We start from the raw sequence: 20,929 nt of genomic DNA, 5'->3' as shown, positions 1-20,929 counted from the left end.
CTCCGGTAAGCTGTCGGTTTTGTGATAGCACTTTGTGTTAGAACACTGCCTCAGTTTATCACTTGGCCGTTGCCAGCGTCTTTCCACCAGGAGTAGCGTTTAATGTTAAACCCCACCCCCAGCGCACTTGGCTTGCTGCGCTGGCTATTTATTGTCGTGCACCCGTTATTACCATGCTGTTTTTGGGGTTTTCTGCAGGCCTACCCTTTTTATTAGTGTTTTCAACACTCTCCGCCTGGCTGCGTAGCGACGGCGTGGAGGTAGCGGCAATTGGCTTTTTTGCCTGGATTGGCATGCTCTACTCGATCAAGTTTTTCTGGGCGCCGGTGGTAGACCGGTTAGCGCTCCCGATTTTGACCCGCGCCTTCGGCCAACGCCGCGGCTGGATGCTGTTAGCCCAGGGGTTGATCGTTGCGGGGTTAGTGGGGCTGGCCGGTTTGAGCCCGGTGGGTAATCTCGGCTGGGTGGCCCTCTTTGCACTGCTGGTGGCGTTTGGCTCAGCGACGCAGGATATCGCTATCGATGCCTATCGCATTGAGTCCGCCGATGACGATGTTCAGGCCGCCATGGCCTCGACCTATATTATTGGCTATCGCGGTGGCTTACTTGCCGCCGGTGCCGGCGCACTGTATATCGCGGCCTCTGCCTCTTGGGATGTGGCCTACATGAGCATGGCGGCGCTAATGGGCATTGGCGTTCTCACCGTGCTGCTGCGCCCTGAACCGAAGCGCGCTTCGCTTTCTATTCAACTTATCCATGAGCCTAAGGTACGGGCGTTTATTCGCGCCAGCCGCGGTAAGCCCAAACTGTTACGCCGCCTGGGTGCCTGGAGCATTGGTGCGCTGGTCTGTCCGTTTACCGACTTTTTTCGCCGCTATGGAGTGAAAGCGCTGTGGATTTTGGTGTTTATTGCCGTATTTAGAATCAGCGATTTGGCCATGGCCTCCATGGCCAACCCGCTGTATATCGACCTGGGCTTCTCGCTGGCAGAGATTGCTAACGTGACCAATATATTCGGCATTGCGATGAGCATTACCGGTGGAATTCTAGGCGGGCTATGCGTGGCGCGCTACGGCATTGGCCCGCTGCTGATCTTCGGCGCGGGGTTAGTGATGGTGACTAACCTGCTGTTTGCCGTGCTTGCCGTGGTGGGTAATCAGTTGCCCATGCTGGTGGTGACGATTATCGGCGATAACCTTGCCAATGGCTTAGCCAGTGCGGTGTTTATCGCCTTTCTTTCCAGTCTCACATCACGCGCCTATACTGCAACGCAGTACGCGCTGTTCTCATCACTAATGACGCTGCCAGGAAAGTTTTTGAGCGGTTTTGGTGGGCTGGTCGTAACCTCTCAGGGCTACCCAAGCTTCTTTGTCATCGCAACGTTACTGGGCCTTCCCGCCATTATCTTGGCAATTTGGATCAGCCGGGACAAGCAGCTAGTGCCTACCCCCAAGCCTGCTTAAACAGGCTTGAAGGTTTAGGCTAGCGATGTGTTTCGAGCCAGTCCAAGGCCCCTGGCGTAGTCCGCCACTGATCGCGCATCAAGGTGCGGTACTGCCACGCTTCCGCCCGGGAGCCGGGGTCAACCTGACCATCGGGGTGAGGCATGGAAGGCCGCGGGCTCTCTGCACAAATTAGCTCTAACGCGTAGCGGTTATGGCCAAGCACATCGCCTAGCGCCGCTTCTGCCGCCTCACGCTGCTCTAACCGATAGAGTGCCAGGGCTTTACCCATCAAAAGCCCCAATACCAGCGAGCCGTCGTCGTCACTCTCTTCCGCAAGTGCCAACGCTTCCTCGTTGCGATCATCACGTAGCAACTGGTCAAGTACCAGCTCCCGCAGCCCTAAGCTATCTTCCTGGTCGATCAGCAGTAGCTCTTCGGCCAACTCGCGGGAGTGCTGACGCGCCCCGCGCTCCATGCCGACCACCAACGCGAGCCCTGTGCGTAGCAACATGGCGTTGTTGGCATCGTCCCAGCACAGGTTGCCATCGCCTTCGGCGCGGGCTTGTTCCAACCAGCGCGAGAGGCGAAGCGCCAGTGGCTCCAGCAGGCTTGGGGCCATCCACGGCAGGCTGCCAAAGCGGCTGGTGAGCGCCAACGTTAAGTCCTGCACAACCTGTGGGGCGTCCAGCCACTCGGGATGTGCACAGAGTGCCGACATCCACTCAATGGCGTTGCCCCAGGGGTCATCTCGGAAGCCCAACGCTACGTCTTCATCCACCAACACCTGAAACTGCTCATGCCAGGCGGCAAACAGCGTCTCTTCACGAGCACTGGTGTTATATAGCAATCGCCCACTTTCAGGGTCGGCGCTTACATCGATTTTGGGGGCAGTGGGCAGCGCGGCCAGCAATGCCTGAAGCGCTACCAGCGGCGTTGCCAGATCCTCTTCCGCACTCAGCAACTGATCGGCAAGCGTCGCGCCGGGGTTATCCGCCAACGCGGCTAAAAAATCCAACTGATCTTCATCCAGATCACCCTGTCGAACCAAGCGGCGATACCAGAAATTAGCGCGCTCTTTGGCTTCCTGTTCGTGGCCTTCATGCAGTAACAGCATGGCTTCAATGTAGGCCAAGGTAGGCGAATCGGGTAGCGCCTGCTGAGCCTTCACAAAGGCACCGCGGGCACTATCCAGGTCATCGTTATCCAAGTGCATCAGGCATAAACGCTCAAGAGCCACGCCACGCAAAAACAGCGGCCCCCGCTCCATCACATCATCAAGCAGGTCAGCACGTTTACGGCTAAAACCGCGCTCTTGATAAATATCCAGCAGGATTTCAAAGGCAGGCTCGGCCTGCTCAGGCAGCCGTGACCAGTCACTACCATCGAAGAGTGATTCAAGGATTTGCATAGCGCGGCCCGTCTGGCCGCTTTCAGCAGCAATCAACCCGGCTTCCAGTAGCGCTTGAGCCGGAGCCTGTTGGCTATCCAACGCGGCTTTCAGGGTCGCGCCCTTCCATTCGCGCAGCGAGAGCATCCACATCATCTGATCGGGGATCTCAGTGGGAAACTCGATCTGATAGCAACACTGCTTGAATTTGCGCCCTGAGTCACACCAGCACGGTTCATTACGCCCCGGCGTGGCGAGGGGCTCACAGGCAAAGTCGAGCCGCTCTAGCGGTGTTTGCGACCACAGCACTGGTGCCAGCGCCTGGGCCATGGACACATCGCCTTCAAATGAATCCGCGCCTTTGGCACGCACCCAGGTCATAAAATCCGGATAGTGTTCTTGTTGCCTGATTGCCGAGAGTGCCCCGGAGGCGAATCCCAGCAGCTGATCGACCCATACCGCCAGCATTGCCGTCTCCATGTTGTGACAGGATGGCTTGTTAAACGATGTCGTGTTCAACGATATCGAATTAAACAATGACCTGTTTAAAAGCGGCATAGTTTAGCATGAAGGCCGACATGGTCGCAGTGGCAATCGGTTGATCATTAATAGGCTCGATGTAATAGCGGAAGCGTGCGCTCGTGCATATTCAGTCGCGCGCCCAAACGCACTAAATTCCAATAGTGGCCGTTCAGCGCCCGGGAAAGCAGCAGCGTTTCAGCAGGAGGCTGTAGTCGATCCATCGCCGCCCACACTTTAGGGGTTAGCTCGCGCAGACGACGGTGCACCCGCACATCGCTGAAATCCTGCTCGCCCGGCTCAAACAGCGGCGCGATACATTCAGCAGATTCACGATAGAGCGCCAGCGGCGCGCCCTGCCCCTGGCGGCCACCCATTTGCATCAAGGCTTCGTCCATCCCCATGGGGTCATGCTTCAAGGTGGCATCCAACAGTTGCATCATCGCCTTTATGCGCGCATCGGGGACCGCAATTACCGCGCCCAAATCGTAAATCACCAGCCGCCCTTGGGCATCGGCGGCGAAATTACCCGCATGGGGGTCGGCGTGTAGTTCGCCGTAGGTAAACAGTTCTTGGGTAATCCAGTCCGCTAATGTCTCGGCAATGCCCTGGCGCGTCTCGTCATCTGCCTCGGCTAATTCGCGCAATGGCGCTCCTTCCACGTAGCGCATCGCCAGCACATGGGGGCCGGAGAGCGCTGGCAAAGGCTCGGGAATCACTAGCCGCGGGTCATCCTTATAGCGCTCACGGTAGCGGGCCAGTGCATCGGCTTCGGCGTGGTAGTCCAGTTCCCCACGCAGGCTTTCAGCAAGCTCTTCAAACAGCGCGTCCAAGCGCGCCTGGGGCACTTTAAACCAGCGACCTAAACGCATAATGCGTCGCACCTGAACCAAATCGCTCTCCAATACCTCGGCTAGGCCGGGGTACTGCACCTTGAGTACGACCGTTTCTCCCTCATGGGTGGTCGCGCGGTGAACCTGCCCCATGGAGGCGCTGGCAAAGGGGCGCTCCTCGACTTCGCTGAAATAGTGGTCAATGTCGCCGTACTGCTGAACCAGCGCTTCATGAATACGTGGCCAGGGCATCGGTTCGGCTTGGCGCTGCAGGCGGGCAAGCTCCTCGGCGAGATCGGGCGGTAGCAGATCGTCCCACTGGGACATAATTTGGGCAAGCTTCATGGCCGGGCCTTTAAGCTCTGAAAGCCCCTCAAACAGCGCTTCGCCCAGGGCTCGCCAATCCGCTTGGCCACCTAAACGGGTTTTCAGCAGCGCTCCACCAGTGCGTGCACCCAATCCCATTAAACGTCGTGTTCTACCTCGATCACGCATTGATGATGCCCCTTAAATACCAGCCCTGACCATCAAATAGATGGCTATCGAACAGTTTCCTGGCGAACAAAACTATTTGTACATAATTTATACAACTTAACAGTATCAGCAATTTACCGCATCACTATATTGACCTGCCCCTCTGGCGCCAATGCTGGTCAGCGTCTGCTACCATAGGCGCCATCAAAGGATACGATGAAGGCTTCGCTGCTATGCGCCTGATAATTGCCGAAAAACCCAGCCTCGCCCAAGCTATCGCAAAGGCTCTAGCGGGCACTAGGAAGCACCGCCGAAAGCCTACGACCCTGCTGATAAGCAGTGGAAACTGATTAGGCGTCCTTCAGGCTGGGCTTAATAAAGTGAAAGTCGTAGCATGTGATCGAGGTAAACAGAGTTGATTCTATACATTGCCGAAAAGCCGAATGTCGGACGCGCAGTTGCAGATGTGCTTCCCAAACCCCATCAGAAAGGTGATGGGTTTATCAGGGTGGCTAATGGCGATGTTGTAACTTGGTGTATTGGTCACCTACTTGAGCAGGCTGAGCCTGATGCTTATGACCCTGAGTACAAAAAGTGGAAAAAAGAGCACCTGCCAATTATCCCGACCGAGTGGAAACATCAAGTCAAAAGCCAAACCCGCTCGCAGTTCAATGCTGTCAAAAAATTAATAAAGGAAGCTGACCAACTGGTCAACATGGGTGACCCTGATCGCGTCGGTCAAATCCTGGTCGATGAAGTGATCAATTATTCAGGTGTACATAAGGCAAAACGCGAAGCCACATTGCGCTGTCTCGTCAACGATATGAACCCTGCTGCTATCAAGAAAGCGTTGAATGATCTTCGCAAGAATACTGACTTCATACCGTTAGCAACATCCGCTTTGGCAAGGGCAAGGGCCGATTGGCTCTATGGTATTAATATGACTCGCCTTTGCACCCTTCTTGGCCAAAGCGCTGGGTACAACGGCGTTTTGTCGATTGGCCGAGTGCAGACGCCTGTATTGGGATTGGTCGTTCACCGAGACCAAGAAATCGAAAACTTTATAACCAAGCCATTTTATGAGGTCTTCATAACGCTTCAGACAGTGGCTGGTGAGTCTTTTACAGCAAAATGGAAGCCTAGTACTGCTTGCGAGCCTTACATGGACGAAGAAGGCCGAGTGCTTTCAAGAAAGCTTGCCGAAGTCGTTCTTCAAAAGGTAGTTGGACATGCAGGCAACGTCATCGCAGTTAAACGTGATAAGAAAAAACAGCCTGCCCCCCTGCCCTATAGTCTTTCATCACTGCAAATTGATGCATCAAAGCGTTTCAATCTAAACGCCCAGAAGACTCTGGACATATGCCAACAGTTATATGAACGCCATAAGCTGATCACCTACCCACGTTCAGACTGTCGGTATCTACCCAAAGGCCATTACGCTGAACGCCAAACAGTGGCTCAGTCGATTGCCAAAACATCGGCGTCGCTTTCTGATAGCGTTCAAAAGGCTGACCTCGACCTGAAGAGCAAAGCGTGGAACGATGCCAAGGTAGGCGCGCACCACGCAATAATACCAACATCTAGGGCAGTCCCAGGTGATCGTCTGTCTCAGGACGAGAAGAATATCTATGAGCTAGTTGCCCGCCAGTACCTAATGCAGTTTTACCCACCGTTTGAATATACAGAGCATCAAATTGACAGCGAGGTGGAAGGTGGATTGTTCATCGCCAAACAGAAGTCAGTTATTTCCAACGGCTGGAAAGCACTACTACCAACTCAAAAGACCCCAAAGCAAGACGCAGAGTTTTCGTCAGTGGCTCTTCCCAACGTTAAGCCTGGAGATCCTGTTACTTGTATCGACGGCAAAATGGACGAGAAACAAACCAGCCCTCCGAAACGCTTCACAGATGCAACATTACTCTCTGCCATGACGGGAATAGCGAGATACGTATCAGACCCTGAAATTAAAAAAGTGCTCAGGGATACGGACGGGCTCGGTACGGAAGCCACCCGTGCAGGAATCATCGAGTTATTGTTTAAACGACAGTTTCTGACAAAGAAAGGTAAGGAGATCCACTCGACAGAGGCAGGACAGCACCTCGTTAACAGTCTGCCTAAACGAATGGTTGTTCCTGATATGACCGCACATTGGGAGTCTCAGCTTGAAGCCATCAGCGAGAAGCGGATGCGATACGGGCAGTTTATGCAGCCCCTCACTGATGGCCTGAAAGCGCTAATAGCTGAAGTAGAAAGCGGTGATTTCTCGGCTCTACGTGGTATGGGTAAGAAGCCGATGCGAAAAAGAAAAACTTCTAGAAAAAAATAGCGCAAAACCGCAAACTACGATTGATTCAATGTGTATATGGTTGGCGTCCTGTGTGCATTTCAAGGACGCACGGAGCAATATTGACTCTTTCTCAAACACTCTTTTCGTAAAGGCCACTCTTTTCAAAAACGTCAGCTAATCGGTAATCAAATCCGCCGTCGTCAGTGCCCAGAATCATATTAAATATGACGCGACTCAGTGAGGACTGCGGAAGGTTATAATTTCTATGGTATGCCTTTACATCCCATTCATTGGCCAAAGCACTTTCCAAATTTCGCGTAATATTCCCTACGACCGAATTAGCTGCCTGCCGCTTGCTGATAGGGCTACGCATGTAATAAGCAGCTGCGTCCTTCGTGGCCCGCCAAATGAAGTTGTAGATCTGAGCCACACTAAAATGCTCTAGGCATCTGCTGATGATCTGACGGCTTTTCTCTCCCGGAGACAAGTACAGCTGATGCTTTTCAAGCATAGCCTTCAAGAAACCAATGCACTCGTTCAGTTGGACTTCCTTGCATAGCGCAATAAATTCCGGCGCTTGCTTGACGCTTTGCACGATTTCCTCATCAAAAAACTCATTGATTAGTGCAATAACCTGGTCAGCGTCAAATGAAAGGCTAAACGAGCTCGCTCCAAGATAAACACTAAACTGCCCATCCTCATGAAGCTCAACCACCTCAAGTCGTGTATCCAAGGAAATTAGCAATAGGTTATGATCAATCAAATGCTGGAGCACCTTATGATCATAGACTGGGTCAGGAGATAGCGTGCAAGCGGGATAATCGTTAAGTGGTTCTATGGTAGCCAGTTGTTCATCGCCTAACGCCTGAATCGCCGCTAGTAGATAGATCTTGCTCTTTAGATCTAGCGTTGCTACGTCTGGTACGTTGCTTTTCGCTGACTGCCGCATTTTCAGTAGCAACTCTTGCTTCTTATCAGCGATGGCTTGTCGTTCGGCTTCCAAGCATGCACTACAGACCCGCTCCCGAAGCCATCGGCGGTCTTGATACTGGCTTCGAGTACCAAAGCGGTACGGCTGCCTGCAACGCCCACAGCAGATATCTTCCAGCCATACGAAAGCGTGCTGTTCGACGAACTTACTGACCACGTGTGTTTTCATTGAATTAGCGGTCGCGATTTCGCTAATTTTGAAGACAAACTCGCCGTCTTCAGACTGCCTCCAGTACTCCCAGCAGATACGTGCGCCCTGCTCATCATCGGTGATTATCTCCAACTTCATACAGGCCGCTCCAAATGGGAATCATAGTCTATGGAATTGTATCCAGTGCTCCGTGATAGTTCCATCCTTTGGGTGGAGCATAATAAATGCGGAACGAGAAGCTGGTGGCGTTCGGCCAGAGGGTCAGAGAAATTCGTAAAAATAGAGGATTATCTCAAGAAGGCATGGTGGTACTGGCCGGGGGAAATCACAGTTACATGGGTCACATCGAGCGCGGTGAAAAAACATTACCCTGACTAAAATCTACCAGATTAGCGACGCGCTAGGCATTGAGGTCGCGGATCTTTTTCCTCGCACTGAAATTACTACCTGCCCTTTACCAAGGTAACTGTGTCGATTAAATAAAATCGGCCATTTACACCTTAGTACTTGATCAGAATCACTATGTCGCAATTGATCGTAATTCAATGTCGCGCAATCACAACAAACAGGGAGCGATCTAGGAACACTATTAATCGACTTAAATTATATCCAGAACGAGAAGATACAAGTCGGACTTTTTTATGCAAGCAACAACTGGGCGCCGCACTATGAGCAACGCATATTGTGCTAAATTGAAATAAACTAACTGGCTTTGAATCAATGCGACTCATCGCTTCCCTCAGAGCTCTTTTTGAACCAGGGTACCGCTACACGCATCAGAGAAAGCGGGACTTCAAGCCCGCTACATAATGTACTAACTTAATCAAACGCAAAGAAACGCCATCTAAGTTAATTCAATAAATTCGTCGCCGGAAACTCACACTAATCCCTCATTAATAGTTAGGTTTGGATTATATCGAGCACAATATTCTTCCTCTTCAATATCTAAATATATCATCCTCATCTAGAAAGAATAGACTCGCTATCGTATCCAGGGGGTAAGTGCTTAAAGTAATCTTTTGAGCTAGGCTTTGATTTATATTGGAAATCTCTAAGCTTTTTAATATCTAGATTTGTGGTTAGAACACATGTATTTTCACCACCCTTCACATAAAGCATTACTTTGCTATCTGTCTTGGTAGGTCTTAACACACAAGAACCTCCATACTGAGAAGTGTTAGCGTTCACAGTGTAGCAGTGTAAATCTCTAACCGTCGACTCAAAAATATGTTGATAATAATTAGTATCTTTATTCCAAACACAGGCGAAAAGAAGATCTATCTCTGACTTAAATAGAACTCGATGAGTAATATCAGAGAGTTCAAAGCAATTATATGTAGCAAAGGATACACCACGCCAGGATACTTTGTGATACAAAAAACTTGGCTTCAAGGAAAGATTTCCTGGCTTTAATCGAATTGATTCAAGCATTTCTAATTCAGCCGGAGCATAGTGGTTTTTTACTCGCGCAGCCACAAAACAAGATTTATATATACCTGAAATTTTAAATGGCAATGCCTCTATAATTATATTGTAAGCGACATCGTTAGCTACCCAGTGTTCCAAACCAAATATCAAACCAATTTGATGTCTTCTTGCAAAGAAATCATAAAGGGTAACCAGCTAACAGGAATTGAAACCTCCGGCATAACTAGTAAATCAACTTTCTCCTTTAAAGCGGAATTTAGTATTGCATATAATTTTTGTTGTCTATCGAAACTAAGATTTGGGCTTGAATCTTTTCTTATCGCAGAAACAATATCTTCTTCGTGAACTTTGATATTAGCAATAGCGACAGCAAGATTATTTTTCTTATCATTACCACCAATATTCAAATGAGATTTAACAATACCAGTATCACCATCATGACTAGATTTAAATGAGATAACTGAGCTATTATTAAAAAAATCAGTTCCACATTCGTTTATGGTTTTTTTCATCCATTCATTTAAACCACCGCCTGGATTGTTAAAATCAAGATATTTTCCTAAATAGAATATCTGCCATTCATCAAAGTGAATGAATCTTGGAGAATAATTTTCTTCCTTTCATCAATCTCGAGGCTAGAATCACAAACAAAGTCTTCTTCACTTGTTAAATCACCATTATGCTGCGAATAATTAGCTAGAGGCCAAGCAACTAGATGATGCCTAACTAAATTTGAGTATCTAAAACTCCAAGATAAAAAGTGTAACTCTGAACCATAAGAAATCAACTTATTAAGCTCACGCTTCGGCTTAGCGAATGCAAAATTTTCAGTAAATATAAAGTCAAGATTCCCACTCGTACTTTTAATATCTAACAACCCAACAGTAAGCGCTAATGAAAGTTGGTTATAAGATATTAAATCTTTTTGTAATTTTTTTGTTGTGACTTGAGTGCGTATTTTTTTATTGGGCATAATTACATCAATCTTCGAGATTTCATTATTGATATAGTCATAAAAGAAATCTACAAATCGGTAATTACAAGTAATTACTGCATATTGATATATTTTCTCCCATAGTCGAGAGAATTGCAGCGCATTTTGCCCCTTAAAGAATTGCTTCACTTGAGGAAGAACAGAATCATGTTTATCCAATTTACATAATCTATGTGCAGTTATGTGGCTGGATAAATATTTGGCCAATTCAGTTTCATTTTCCGAAAGCCAAACTATACTTCGCAATTTATTTGCAGATCCATCATATAAAATATCATAAGCAAAATGATCTAATTCATTATCGATATGATCATTTGGCAAGAATTTAAACGCACTGCTTCGTTCATCAAGCTCTTTCTTGAAACTTCTAGTCCGGCCCGGCTATGCTCCTTGTCAAAATACTGCAATATGAGCTTATCTTTTTGCATTGGCAATTCATTGCCATCCACATTAATAACATACTCAGCTCCTTCACTTGACTCAGCCAGAGCTTTATCAAGATAGTGCTTAATAAATGAACCAACCGGATCAATCACATCAAACTTAGGATTCTTAAATACCATAATAATGTCATCTACGTACCTACCATAATATACAGGTCGAACATTATCACCTATACAAGTATCAAAATCTGAAAGATACCAGTTGGCAATAATAGCTGATGACATAAAACCTATTGGTAGGCCATTTTATCTTTACACTTTACATGTGTCTGTTTTATTCTCGGTAATATTTCATTCCGATAGCAAATATAAATTTTTTCCAATAAAAAATTAAGATTTAATGCTAAGATACCTATATCTGAATCATCATTATAATATTGCTTAATAGCATCTCCAATTTTATTAAAGTTTAAGTCTACATGGTAATAATAGGATTTTAAATCAAGCGATAGCAGCGCAACATTATCACCATTTTTTGCTATTTCAGTTGCGCAATGGATTGCTTGGTCACGCCACTTATTATATTGGTGTATATATCTTTTAAAACTTCTTTACTTTTTTTCTCATGAATACCGATTACATATTTCAATGCTTCAGGATGCATCCGATTTCCATAACTATCTTTACTCATAGAACTTTCAAGTGCAGGGCCAGCAAAAAGGCACCACAAAACTTCAATAACATGAATTTCTATAGGAGCGCTAATTAAATAATTGACTTTAGATACTTGATATTTATTGGAATCACGAACATTGCTTATAAATAATCCGTTTCTTTCATTATTCTTTTTTGTTCATAATCAATTTTCATTTCTACTTGTTTTGGCAGCAAATGATATGAGATACCTGTCAACCATTTATTAAATTCGTGGTCTTCAAATGATTCAACGTTATTTATAAGTTCAGAAATTGATGCAAAAATCTGATCAAGATCAGTTTCACGCACCTCAAACTCAGCAAGACGTTGCTTAAGAAAAATAAATTCAGATTTTCATGATAGACGTAACTTTTTAAATAAAGATACGCTTCTTTTACGTGGTGAATTTCTAAATCCATACCCCCCCCTTATAGAATATTTTCATGCTTACCAGTTGATGGATATTGTATAAAATATTTTTCTAATAGTAACTATTTATAGCTATTATACATGATGCACAACTGCTACGCATTCAATTTACTTTATGCTATTTTGTATGCGTAAAAAACAGTATTAATCTATATAAGGCATGATCACAGGGAGCATTCACAGTCAAATTAAAATGACATTTTTTCGTATCAAGTCTAGACTGTAACTCTTTCGAGCCGCCCGGCATTGATGCGACGTCAGCAGCAAATGATTGATGGGTACTCATCTTGGCACTATAGGCCCAGGAGCCATATCGACCAATTGTCCAGAAAATAAAATCCTAGATGTCCATCCGAAAGGCACATTCCTAAATCGCGACGTCCGAAAAATATATGAATTTGCTTTTGCTTCTTCTCGTCGAGGCAGGAAATCACATATTCTATAAAATTCTCAACGACTTGCCACTCATCTTGCAAGAGATCCAGCCCCACTGACTTTTTGGCAACACCGAAAGCTCGCTCCCACATTGAGGCGTAGTTATCAAAGATAGGAACTCGGCCATTGAAGTAAAGTTCGTTAAATTTAAGCTTTTCAATGACAACATTTCCGTGAAGCAAGTCATTTCTTTCGTTAACCAGTGAGTGATAACGCTTACAGGCAACATGCTTGTAATCGATATCTGACACGAACCCGACGCAATTGTGTGACAGGCTTTTGATGCGGACATCGATAGGTTGCCTGATAAGATTCTCTCTCAACCTATCATCCTTCTTCAGAGCAGGCTTCATTAACAGGTACATTACTAGATTAACGAATGCTTCAGCCATTACAGGTAGCATCGATCTTGCTCCGAAGCATAAACCTGTTGCCTTAGCTATGATGACTGCCTGCTGATCCCAAGCTTTTGACCATGCAGAGGGGTTTTCGCACTCTTCAATGCCTCCAAGGGGAGATGCTTGACCTTCAAGATCAAGTGCTTGAATTTCTGACATCAGGCATTCAATGGAACTTCGAATTCGATAATAGGGGTTGATGAACTCCACCCAATGCTCTAAAGACTTGCGAATTTCCCCATGGCTTGGCCATATTGATGAAAGGTTGCCTTAATATCTGCAACCAGCTGGTCTAGCGCTGCAGACGGCAGTTCCTCACCTGAGACCCACAGCTCAGTTCGAAAATTATGTCCTTGCACCAGCACAACACGACCGTAGGCCTCAAGAGCCCATTCCCAGTGAATTAGGTTCTCAGAGTGATCACCACGCAGGAGGTTCTGTACTCCATTCGGAGGGCCAAATCTACCGTACAGGTAACAGTAAAGATCTGATGGCTTAATCTCGTTGCGGAGTTTCCAGTGAGTATCAAAGTGAGGCCGATTATCAGATCGAAATTTTTCGATCAGCTCCGGCAAATACACAGCAGAAAGCTTATCAACAAAGTCTGATTCTAGCATCCAAGCACCACCCAGAGCAGAGTATAAGCCGACGGCCAAATCTCAGCGTGGCCGTCGGCTTATACTCTGGTTATGAGATGGCCGATGCAAGAGCATGGAGTGCTGGAATTGCCACTGGAGCCAACGCGCCAAAAAGCGCTATATGAGATGAGGCTGAACCTACAAAATCTTGGTAATGTCTTAAAAATGACGGCTTATCATTGCCCTCATAGGCGTTCTTGAGATCGTCGAGCTTATCAGCAAGTTTGTCTTGATCAGACTTATCAATGACATGCTCTCTGACTTTGCTTTCAAGTTGTTGAAATAGCTCAAGTACACTTTGCTCATTGAATACAGAAATGCTCACCGTCGCAAGTCCTGTGGCAGTATTGTTGTTTATAATTCCGGAATTGTTCCCTTGAACCACAGTATTGTTGGTAATGGGCCTCATAATCTCGTTGTGCGGAATATCGTTCTCTATCACTTTAATGCCTGTTGAAGCGATTTCTATAAATCCATCCCAAGAGTCGTCGATCAACGCCCACGTTTCTCCTTGAGCCAAAGTTTCCGAGATGAGATACCTAGCTACATGCGCTGATTGAGTTTTAGGTAAGCCGAGTACCTTTGCAGGTTCATCAATACTGTGCTGACCCGGGTTTTGATAGAGCCACAACAGATACTTCTGCCTTATCTCGGGTGTCATTTCACCACCTCATAAATTCCATAACGCTGCCAACACGCACAGCTTCGAAATGAATGCGAAGCCTCAATGGAAGGCTACCGCCTTGATTGGTCAAGATATACTGATATTTCGACTTAATCACGAATGTGCTCCAACTCTTTGAATACATAACCGTAATTCATCCTGCTTTTCTATATCTATCCTACTATAGATATCGAAGGCAGTTGCTGCTGTTTTTACGCTGACACCGACAAAACCTACGAATTACGATAGGATCTTAGGGGTAGAGAATCGTAAAACCTGATGATATTGTCAGTTCTCGTTATATTGACACAAACCGCCATTTTTATGGAAAGTCACTGAAAGTGTGAAATGATACAATCATCAATAAAATCAGATAATTACATTTTTTCACGCTTTGGCACTTGTAATAGTGACCGAGAGGGCTAACTGCTGGTACAGGAAGTTATCGAGTACATGAAGTATCGAGGCCCGGTACAGCGGCTGCTGATCAGTGACCTTAATAAACCTGCAGTGAGCCGGGCGCTTGCCAAGCTGCGCACCAACGCCGAATACCAGCCGCTGTTTCAGGCAGCCCAGGCCCGCTCCCGCGCCGACTGGCTGTATGGCATTAACCTAACCCGTGCCTGGACACTCACCGGCCGACAAGCGGGGCACGACGGTGTGCTTTCTGTCGGCCGTGTGCAAACCCCGGTACTGGGATTAATCGTGCGCCGCGATAACGCCATCCGTGATTTTGTGCCCCATCCGTTTTATCCACTATGGGTGGATCTCAAGGTTGCCCAAGGTCAACTGCGCGCCTGGTGGGTGCCCAAAGAGCACCAACCCCTTGACGTTCAAGGCCGTTTGATTGACCGCAGGCCCGCCGATGAACTGGCGGCTCAGTTACCCGGCGCATCAGGGCAACTCACCAAGCTCGACCAGCAGGAGAAACGCCAGGCACCGCCACTGCCCTACTCGCTCTCTGCTCTTCAGGTAGACGCCACCCGCCGCCACGGGCTCTCTGCGCAGATGGTGCTGGATATTTGCCAGCGGCTCTACGAGCGCCACAAGTTGATCACCTACCCCCGTTCAGACTGCCGCTACCTACCCGAAGAGCATCTTCAGCTTGCTCAGCGCAGCCTCACCAGTGCCTGCCAGAACGATGAAGCGCTTCAGCAGTGGCTGAATGGAGCAGACTTTACCCTGCGCTCCAAGGCGTGGAACGATAAGCAGGTCGGTGCCCACCACGCAATCGCACCGACCGGAAAACCCGCTGATTTCAGCCAGCTCTCCGCTACCGAAGGCCATGTGTTTCGGTTGATCGTGCGCAACGTGATGGCTCAGTTCTACCGTCCTCTGCGCACCTTCGAAGTCAAAGCCGAATTTACGCTGCTTAATGAAGCCTTCCGCGCCCGCGGGCAAAGCATTCTCGACCCCGGCTGGAAACCGCTATTCACTACTCGGGATGAAACACCACCGCTGCCGCCGCTGACCCAAGGTGAAGCATGCCAGGCTATTGGCGCAGTCGTCGAGGAGAAAGAAACCCGACCGCCGGAGCCTTTCACCGATGCCAGCCTGATCAAGGCGATGATGAACATCGGCCGCTACGTGGATGACCCAGAAGTACGCCGCACCCTGCGCGACACCGATGGCCTGGGCACCGAAGCCACCCGGGCGGGCATTATCGAAACCCTGGTACAGCGCGGCTACCTGGTACGCCAGCAAAAAGCCCTGCGCGCCACCAAGCTTGGCACTGCCCTAATCGCCGCCCTTCCCAGCGCCGTAAGCACGCCTGAACGCACTGCGCTATGGGAACAACGCCTACGGGCGATTTCCGAACAGCAGGACGACCCTGGCGCGTTTCAGCAAGCGCTGCTGGATGATTTACGCGACCTGCTCACCCACAGTGACGCTGCCAAGCTCAGGCAGAGCCTGCAAACCGCCCAGGGTGAGGCCGGTGGCCCGCCGAAACGCACGGGTAAGCCGAGAAAGAGCTATGCAAGAACGAAAAGCCCCAGTGGAAGAAAGAAGGCTTCCAACAAATAATAATTATACCGTCTGGATGTAGTTCCCTGATTATAAAAAGGCGAGGCCTTACCAGAGGAGTTAACTCTCTGTTCATTCACGCCCTCTAGTTTTTGCATTCGGCTCCCATCAAATATCGGTATTGTCTTCGTCATCGCCCAAGGACGAAGACTTTTTCTTGCTGATTGAACCGGAAAAGAAAGGCACTACATAGAGGACTACCCAGGCCAGCAGCGTACACAAAACCGCCGTCTGCTCGCGTCCTAGGCCTACGGCTATGCCAATTGCCGCCGTCAACCAAACCCCTGCCGCCGTGGTAAGCCCTGACGTGCCTTTTTCATCTTTTCGGGTGATGATGGTGCCAGCACAAAGAAAACCGATGCCAGCAATAACGCCTTGGATGACCCGGCTCATTTCCGCATCAGAGATACCCGTTTGCTGAGGTATAAATATAAACAAAGCCGCCCCCATACAGACCAGCATATGGGTGCGTATTCCAGCGGCCTTGCCTCTCTGCTCTCGCTCGAGCCCCAATAGACCGCCTAGTACAGCCGCCAACAGCAAGCGAATCACAACAATGATGAATTCACTCAGGTCATTAAAATCCGAAAACTCGGATATTATAGTATTAATAATTACTTCCATCGTTTCGTTCCTTGATTGCCAGAGCGACGGCTCTTAAATACTATGAGTTGAATTCAGGGGAAACAGCATTTCTCACCTGCAGTAGGACGAGCATCAGCTCGGAGATACACTTTAGAAGCTCCTTGAACAACAGCGAAGCTTCGAAGGTCATCCAGCAGCGTGGCCTGTTAACCAAGTCAGTAAGGTGGATGGGTAGCTTGCCTATAAGATAACGGTATAAAAGTCACCTCCACTATCAATTCATCAACGTACACAACCCACCCGGCACCGCCAAAACCCAATCACTGATCGCTTGAATGGTTGGGTCATGCCGTCGGCTTTCTGGGTAGACCAGAAAGAACGGTTTGCCCTCGAATTCTGGGCCAAAGGGCTGTACCAAGCGCCCTTCTTCCAACTCATCCTGAATCAACTGGCGGCTCATCAGCGCTACCCCCTGCTCCCCAACGGCAGCCGAGATAGCGTGGGTCTCATCAGAAAAGACCAGCCCGGCACTCACGTCCAGCCCAGGTACCTTTGCTTCTTTCTGCCACGTCGCCCAATCCAGTGGTGATGATATGGCCCCCTGGCTGCTGAAGTGAATCAATGGGTGCAACGGTAGCTGTTCTACCTCGTGTAGACCAAGGCGTGGGCTACAAGTCGGGATAAAGGTGTTATCAAACAGCTTTTCCGCGACCAACCCTGGCCAACGGCCATCGCCATAGCGAATGGCAATGTCTGCCGTTACCCCATCCAGAGGAACCGACTCATGCGAAGCATGAATACGCAGATCTATATCTGGATGGGAGTCGCGCAACATACACACCCAGGGCAGCAACCAGCGCACCGCAACCGCTGGCGTTGTAGAGAGCGTAACGGTTTGGCGAACAGGTACAGCACTCAACCGCTCGACAACATGACTAATGCTATCAAACGCAGTCTCCAGAACCTGCAGTAGCTCACGGCCCTGAGGTGTCAGCGCCAACTGTCGGGGTTTACGTAAAAATAGGGTAACGCCTAGCGCCTCTTCAAGACCCCGAACCTGATGGCTAATGGCAGTGGCAGTCACCGACAGCTCCTGCGCGGCCTGCTTGGCGCTTTCATGGCGGGCAGCGGCTTCGAAAGCTCGGAGTGCTGAAAGCGAAGGTAATCGGCGATGGTTCATGAATGAGCTTCACTCATCTATAGCTGCAAGAAAAGATCGTTTGTTCAGGCTGAAAGGCACAGCCTAAGCTAAGCCTGTTGTTAATCATAGATGAGTTTAACTCAGATTAGGAGGCCACCATGACACACATCCTGCATATAGACGCTAGCGCCCGCCCCGGCATTGCTGGCACAGATAACCACGGTTCGCATAGCCGCCATTTGACTTATCAGTTTGTCAGCCAGTGGCAATCAGGCCGGCCGCAAGACACGGTTACCTATCGCGATATAGGTCAAAACCCGCCGTCGATTATTAGCCACGACTGGATTGCGTCTGCCTTCGCTCCCGAAGAGCACCGAGAATCCTGGATGAAGAACGCACTAACAGAGAGTGACCAGCTGATTGATGAGTTAATTGCTGCTGATATTGTGGTAATCGGAACGCCGCTTTACAACTTCGGGATGCCTGCCGCCCTCAAGGCGTGGGTCGACCAAGTAGTACGGCCCGGCCGAACGGTAGAATTCGATGACACCAACCCGATAGACCCTTACATACCCAAGCTCACAGACCGAAAAAGGCATGCCGTTGTGCTCACCGCTAGAGGCGGTGTAAATATGGCGCCAGGTGAAGAAATGGCCCATATGAACCACCTTGAGCCACACTTGGCCACAGCACTGGCATTTATCGGCATCACTCGCGTTCACTACATCGCGATCGAAGGGCAGGAAGTGGGCGGCGAGGTATTGGCCAAATCGGTTGCTGCCGCGATACAGAAAGTTGAAACGCTTGTTGAAGAGTTGCAGGTAGTGTTGGAAAGCACGCCATCACCTCAACCGGCCTAAATTATAGTTAATGATCTTTCATCGTAAATACGCTGAAGTATAAGGAGTGGCTATCGCTACCCAAGGATGTCCGCTCCTTTATGCCCTTCTGGTACACCTTGAACTAATAGCACATCGCCCTCTGTATTCCGGGTACGCAATGGGCGGATCGCTTTATAAGCAGCCGAGTCATACCAACCTTGCGCATGCTCCATGGAAGGAAACTCAATCACCACCATATCGCCTGCCCATGCCCCCTCAAGCGGAATGTATGGCCCACCATGCACGCGGTATTTGCCCGAAAATGGTGCGAGGGTTGCATCAATGCCTTCTAAATATTGTTTAATTTCAGGATCGAATCGGGTTTCGCGGATAAGAGCAACGGCGTAGGCAGGCATTATCATCATCCTCCATTTCAACGAAAAGAGACACCGCCCCCAGCACTTCAAAAGTAAAAATAGCATCACGTAGCCTACCTTGCACTGGCTGCCAACCGTGCACCCAACGCGACGAAAAGTGCCCCAAGCTTCTATCCATCCACAAACCAACGCGTGGCTTTCTCTTTAAGTAAGCACCCAACTTAGCGCCAGCCAGAACCAGAGGAGGTTCTATTAAGGCAGCAACTGCAATAATAAGGCTGCCATGCAATAAAAGCTGTGCCTCGGCTGGGCCAGCGCCTTCCACGATAAATTGCGGCAGGAAAGCCAGAAAGAAGATAGCGACTTTGGGGTTTAGCGCTGATACCAGCATGCCCTGCCAATAAACAGCGGAGAGGTTCTTGTTACCCGGCTTTTCTGCAGCGACAAACTGATCCCCTTGAGACAGCAACATTTTAATACCGAGCCATATCAGGTAAGCGGCCCCTACCCATTTAACAATCGAAAACGCCAATGCGGAGGTGGCTAAAATAGCCGAAAGACCAACTGCGGCCATTACTACGTGTAGCGCCGCTCCTGTCCAAATCCCAAACATAGCGGCAAACCCTTGTCGTCGCCCGCTACGTAATGTTTGCCCCAGTATGTAGGCAATATCTGGCCCCGGCGATAGGTTTAAAAGCACGGCCGCTGATAAAAAAGTCATCCAGTGCAGCAATGTATACTCAAACATAAGCGCTCTCTTGTATTTTTCCGTTGCCAAGCTAAAAGAATGTTAACGTGCTAGCTGGAAAGGTTCAGCTGCCAGGAAACGCCGTATTTATCATTCAACCATCCGAATTTTTCACTAAAGCCGTAATTATCTAGAGGCATCAAAACCTTACCTCCATCGCTCAATGCTTTAAATACGTCTTCTATTTCTTTCTCTGAGCCGCACTCAACGTGTAATGACATTGATGGCGTAAAACTGAACTGATGGTCGTAATAGCTATCCATTGCCAGGAAGAGAGTGCCGTTTATCGAGAAGCGGGCGAGCTTAACTGCCCCTTCGGGATCATGCCCCCAGCTTCGACACGCTCGATATCGATGATTTTCGAGTTCTCAAATAGCGAAGTGTAAAACTTGATAGCTTCTTCGGCTTTACCGGCCTGATCCCCCACAAACATTAGAGATGTTTTGATAGCCTTCACTTTAACCTCCCATTTCATTTGACGCGCTAAGCGTTACTGTAGAAAGGTCTGCAAAACAGACGCGACATTGACTGCTGTGGTTAAGAGGCATTCTTGAGCGCCTGTTTAATGAAATCCCCTTTCGCCGCCGTATAGGCTTCTCGGTCTGACGTAAATTCCGCCGCCCACAGGCGCTTCTTTTTCTCATAACGTTGCGCCAGTTCAGTATCAGCGCGCAGTCTATTGCGAAAAGCCAATCGCCGATGCCACTCTTCACCGCCATACACCATAAGATGCAGATGATGCGTCCTACGCCCCTCGGCCCATCGCATTAACCAACGCCGCCCGACCAAGGAAGCGTTGTACGCTAATGATGTCGCATATTTGGCACGGCACAACGGCTCCAGCAAGTCATCAGCCTGGTGCATTGACTCTACGCCTGCCAGGATATCGATGATCGGCTTGGCCGAGAGACCAGGAACAGCGGTACTTCCGATGTGCTCAATGGCTAGGAACTCATCTGGAAATAAATCCAGCAGCCTGTCTCGCTCCTGCTTAAATAGAGTTGGCCAAGCCGCATCATATGGAAACAGCGCGACCTCCTCATGGATGGCTCGATTTAAAGATTCCGTTTCATCCATGGTT

The 20,929-nt window shown here is 48.8% G+C and carries 22 protein-coding genes and 1 pseudogene; 5 read left to right on the top strand and 18 right to left on the bottom strand.

Annotated features, from left to right (window positions below; translation table 11 throughout):
• Positions 1-62 precede the first annotated feature (62 nt).
• Complete coding sequence (locus tag FDY98_RS10245; protein WP_155705808.1) at positions 63-1,463, top strand: AmpG family muropeptide MFS transporter; 1,401 nt, start codon at positions 63-65, stop codon at positions 1,461-1,463.
• A gap of 19 nt (positions 1,464-1,482) precedes the next feature.
• Here the strand turns inward: FDY98_RS10245 and FDY98_RS10240 are convergent, their stop codons facing one another.
• Both FDY98_RS10240 and FDY98_RS10235 read right to left on the bottom strand, forming a co-directional pair.
• Positions 1,483-3,300 carry an SEC-C domain-containing protein gene (locus FDY98_RS10240; RefSeq protein WP_027959220.1) on the bottom strand — a complete coding sequence of 606 codons (1,818 nt, stop codon included), beginning with the start codon at positions 3,298-3,300 and terminating at the stop codon, positions 1,483-1,485.
• A 137-nt stretch (positions 3,301-3,437) separates the two neighbouring features.
• Complete coding sequence (locus tag FDY98_RS10235) at positions 3,438-4,679, bottom strand: ABC1 kinase family protein (RefSeq protein ID WP_027959219.1); 1,242 nt, start codon at positions 4,677-4,679, stop codon at positions 3,438-3,440.
• Positions 4,680-5,073: 394 nt separating this feature from the next.
• Here FDY98_RS10235 and FDY98_RS10230 point away from each other — a divergent pair, with 394 nt between their 5' ends.
• Complete coding sequence (locus tag FDY98_RS10230) at positions 5,074-6,984, top strand: DNA topoisomerase III (protein WP_027959218.1); 1,911 nt, start codon at positions 5,074-5,076, stop codon at positions 6,982-6,984.
• A gap of 91 nt (positions 6,985-7,075) precedes the next feature.
• Here the strand turns inward: FDY98_RS10230 and FDY98_RS10225 are convergent, their stop codons facing one another.
• On the bottom strand, positions 7,076-8,224 hold the full coding sequence (locus FDY98_RS10225) for a hypothetical protein (protein ID WP_027959217.1): 1,149 nt from the start codon (positions 8,222-8,224) through the stop codon (positions 7,076-7,078).
• Positions 8,225-8,310: 86 nt separating this feature from the next.
• Here FDY98_RS10225 and FDY98_RS27710 point away from each other — a divergent pair, with 86 nt between their 5' ends.
• Positions 8,311-8,460 (top strand): helix-turn-helix domain-containing protein, encoded by a 150-nt coding sequence (locus FDY98_RS27710; RefSeq protein ID WP_231500667.1) that lies wholly within the window; start codon positions 8,311-8,313, stop codon positions 8,458-8,460.
• Between the two features lie 586 nt (positions 8,461-9,046).
• On the opposite strand, the gene FDY98_RS26135 is transcribed toward FDY98_RS27710, so the two are convergent.
• The 9 genes from FDY98_RS26135 to FDY98_RS10205 all read right to left on the bottom strand — a co-directional run bounded on the left by FDY98_RS26135 (position 9,047) and on the right by FDY98_RS10205 (position 14,148).
• The gene (locus FDY98_RS26135; protein WP_196517967.1) at positions 9,047-9,652 is read right to left on the bottom strand and encodes a hypothetical protein; all 606 of its coding nucleotides are present in this window, start codon (positions 9,650-9,652) and stop codon (positions 9,047-9,049) included.
• An 8-nt stretch (positions 9,653-9,660) separates the two neighbouring features.
• A complete protein-coding gene (locus FDY98_RS26130) occupies positions 9,661-10,026 on the bottom strand; it encodes a hypothetical protein (protein ID WP_196517965.1) in 366 nt (121 codons plus the stop codon).
• 47 nt (positions 10,027-10,073) lie between these two features.
• Positions 10,074-10,829 carry a hypothetical protein gene (locus FDY98_RS26125; RefSeq protein ID WP_196517963.1) on the bottom strand — a complete coding sequence of 252 codons (756 nt, stop codon included), beginning with the start codon at positions 10,827-10,829 and terminating at the stop codon, positions 10,074-10,076.
• Complete coding sequence (locus FDY98_RS26120; RefSeq protein WP_196517961.1) at positions 10,799-11,176, bottom strand: hypothetical protein; 378 nt, start codon at positions 11,174-11,176, stop codon at positions 10,799-10,801. The genes FDY98_RS26125 and FDY98_RS26120 overlap by 31 nt, the downstream gene beginning before the upstream one ends.
• A gap of 253 nt (positions 11,177-11,429) precedes the next feature.
• Positions 11,430-11,582 (bottom strand): hypothetical protein, encoded by a 153-nt coding sequence (locus tag FDY98_RS26115; protein ID WP_196517959.1) that lies wholly within the window; start codon positions 11,580-11,582, stop codon positions 11,430-11,432.
• A 125-nt stretch (positions 11,583-11,707) separates the two neighbouring features.
• A complete protein-coding gene (locus FDY98_RS26110; protein ID WP_196517958.1) occupies positions 11,708-11,896 on the bottom strand; it encodes a hypothetical protein in 189 nt (62 codons plus the stop codon).
• A 413-nt stretch (positions 11,897-12,309) separates the two neighbouring features.
• A complete protein-coding gene (locus tag FDY98_RS26105; RefSeq protein ID WP_196517956.1) occupies positions 12,310-13,008 on the bottom strand; it encodes a hypothetical protein in 699 nt (232 codons plus the stop codon).
• Positions 13,009-13,067: 59 nt separating this feature from the next.
• Complete coding sequence (locus FDY98_RS26100; RefSeq protein WP_196517954.1) at positions 13,068-13,466, bottom strand: hypothetical protein; 399 nt, start codon at positions 13,464-13,466, stop codon at positions 13,068-13,070.
• 70 nt (positions 13,467-13,536) lie between these two features.
• Positions 13,537-14,148: a hypothetical protein gene (locus tag FDY98_RS10205; RefSeq protein WP_027959214.1), complete on the bottom strand. Its 612-nt coding sequence runs from the start codon at positions 14,146-14,148 to the stop codon at positions 13,537-13,539.
• A gap of 456 nt (positions 14,149-14,604) precedes the next feature.
• Between FDY98_RS10205 and FDY98_RS10200 the strand changes: the two genes are divergently transcribed.
• Positions 14,605-16,176, top strand: coding sequence for a DNA topoisomerase (locus FDY98_RS10200; protein ID WP_442907911.1), 1,572 nt, complete (start codon positions 14,605-14,607; stop codon positions 16,174-16,176).
• A 108-nt stretch (positions 16,177-16,284) separates the two neighbouring features.
• Here the strand turns inward: FDY98_RS10200 and FDY98_RS10195 are convergent, their stop codons facing one another.
• Both FDY98_RS10195 and FDY98_RS10190 read right to left on the bottom strand, forming a co-directional pair.
• The gene (locus FDY98_RS10195; RefSeq protein WP_009286495.1) at positions 16,285-16,800 is read right to left on the bottom strand and encodes an MgtC/SapB family protein; all 516 of its coding nucleotides are present in this window, start codon (positions 16,798-16,800) and stop codon (positions 16,285-16,287) included.
• Positions 16,801-17,035: 235 nt separating this feature from the next.
• Positions 17,036-17,941, bottom strand: a complete 906-nt coding sequence (locus tag FDY98_RS10190; RefSeq protein WP_027959213.1) for a LysR substrate-binding domain-containing protein — start codon at positions 17,939-17,941, stop codon at positions 17,036-17,038.
• 119 nt (positions 17,942-18,060) lie between these two features.
• Here FDY98_RS10190 and FDY98_RS10185 point away from each other — a divergent pair, with 119 nt between their 5' ends.
• Positions 18,061-18,762, top strand: a complete 702-nt coding sequence (locus tag FDY98_RS10185) for an FMN-dependent NADH-azoreductase (RefSeq protein ID WP_027959212.1) — start codon at positions 18,061-18,063, stop codon at positions 18,760-18,762.
• Positions 18,763-18,818: 56 nt separating this feature from the next.
• On the opposite strand, the gene FDY98_RS10180 is transcribed toward FDY98_RS10185, so the two are convergent.
• The 4 genes and pseudogenes from FDY98_RS10180 to FDY98_RS10165 form a co-directional block, all read right to left on the bottom strand.
• Positions 18,819-19,139, bottom strand: a complete 321-nt coding sequence (locus tag FDY98_RS10180) for a DUF1330 domain-containing protein (protein ID WP_027959211.1) — start codon at positions 19,137-19,139, stop codon at positions 18,819-18,821.
• Positions 19,090-19,848, bottom strand: a complete 759-nt coding sequence (locus tag FDY98_RS10175) for a LysE family translocator (protein ID WP_340146469.1) — start codon at positions 19,846-19,848, stop codon at positions 19,090-19,092. Before FDY98_RS10175 ends, FDY98_RS10180 begins: the two co-directional genes overlap by 50 nt.
• 50 nt (positions 19,849-19,898) lie before the next feature.
• Positions 19,899-20,281: pseudogene (locus tag FDY98_RS27705) on the bottom strand (VOC family protein).
• Positions 20,282-20,385: 104 nt separating this feature from the next.
• Positions 20,386-20,925: a GrpB family protein gene (locus FDY98_RS10165; protein WP_027959208.1), complete on the bottom strand. Its 540-nt coding sequence runs from the start codon at positions 20,923-20,925 to the stop codon at positions 20,386-20,388.
• Positions 20,926-20,929 lie beyond the last annotated feature (4 nt).

The sequence above is a fragment of the Halomonas sp. PA16-9 genome (assembly GCF_009728585.1).
GTDB classification, from domain to species: domain Bacteria; phylum Pseudomonadota; class Gammaproteobacteria; order Pseudomonadales; family Halomonadaceae; genus Vreelandella; species Vreelandella titanicae.
This window is presented reverse-complemented; position numbering and strand designations above follow the sequence as displayed.

What these genes read in the sequence shown, in the direction of transcription:
- FDY98_RS10240 (WP_027959220.1), bottom strand. Translation starts at nt 3,300, where the DNA reads ATGCTGGCGGTATGGGTCGATCAGCTGCTGGGATTCGCCTCCGGGGCA.
- FDY98_RS10235 (WP_027959219.1), bottom strand. Translation starts at nt 4,679, where the DNA reads ATGCGTGATCGAGGTAGAACACGACGTTTAATGGGATTGGGTGCACGC.
- FDY98_RS10225 (WP_027959217.1), bottom strand. Translation starts at nt 8,224, where the DNA reads ATGAAGTTGGAGATAATCACCGATGATGAGCAGGGCGCACGTATCTGC.
- FDY98_RS27710 (WP_231500667.1), top strand. Translation starts at nt 8,311, where the DNA reads ATGCGGAACGAGAAGCTGGTGGCGTTCGGCCAGAGGGTCAGAGAAATT.
- FDY98_RS26130 (WP_196517965.1), bottom strand. Translation starts at nt 10,026, where the DNA reads ATGAAAAAAACCATAAACGAATGTGGAACTGATTTTTTTAATAATAGC.
- FDY98_RS26120 (WP_196517961.1), bottom strand. Translation starts at nt 11,176, where the DNA reads ATGTCATCAGCTATTATTGCCAACTGGTATCTTTCAGATTTTGATACT.
- FDY98_RS26115 (WP_196517959.1), bottom strand. Translation starts at nt 11,582, where the DNA reads ATGAGTAAAGATAGTTATGGAAATCGGATGCATCCTGAAGCATTGAAA.
- FDY98_RS26105 (WP_196517956.1), bottom strand. Translation starts at nt 13,008, where the DNA reads ATGTCAGAAATTCAAGCACTTGATCTTGAAGGTCAAGCATCTCCCCTT.
- FDY98_RS26100 (WP_196517954.1), bottom strand. Translation starts at nt 13,466, where the DNA reads ATGCTAGAATCAGACTTTGTTGATAAGCTTTCTGCTGTGTATTTGCCG.
- FDY98_RS10205 (WP_027959214.1), bottom strand. Translation starts at nt 14,148, where the DNA reads ATGACACCCGAGATAAGGCAGAAGTATCTGTTGTGGCTCTATCAAAAC.
- FDY98_RS10200 (WP_442907911.1), top strand. Translation starts at nt 14,605, where the DNA reads ATGAAGTATCGAGGCCCGGTACAGCGGCTGCTGATCAGTGACCTTAAT.
- FDY98_RS10195 (WP_009286495.1), bottom strand. Translation starts at nt 16,800, where the DNA reads ATGGAAGTAATTATTAATACTATAATATCCGAGTTTTCGGATTTTAAT.
- FDY98_RS10190 (WP_027959213.1), bottom strand. Translation starts at nt 17,941, where the DNA reads ATGAACCATCGCCGATTACCTTCGCTTTCAGCACTCCGAGCTTTCGAA.
- FDY98_RS10185 (WP_027959212.1), top strand. Translation starts at nt 18,061, where the DNA reads ATGACACACATCCTGCATATAGACGCTAGCGCCCGCCCCGGCATTGCT.
- FDY98_RS10180 (WP_027959211.1), bottom strand. Translation starts at nt 19,139, where the DNA reads ATGCCTGCCTACGCCGTTGCTCTTATCCGCGAAACCCGATTCGATCCT.
- FDY98_RS10175 (WP_340146469.1), bottom strand. Translation starts at nt 19,848, where the DNA reads ATGTTTGAGTATACATTGCTGCACTGGATGACTTTTTTATCAGCGGCC.
- FDY98_RS10165 (WP_027959208.1), bottom strand. Translation starts at nt 20,925, where the DNA reads ATGGATGAAACGGAATCTTTAAATCGAGCCATCCATGAGGAGGTCGCG.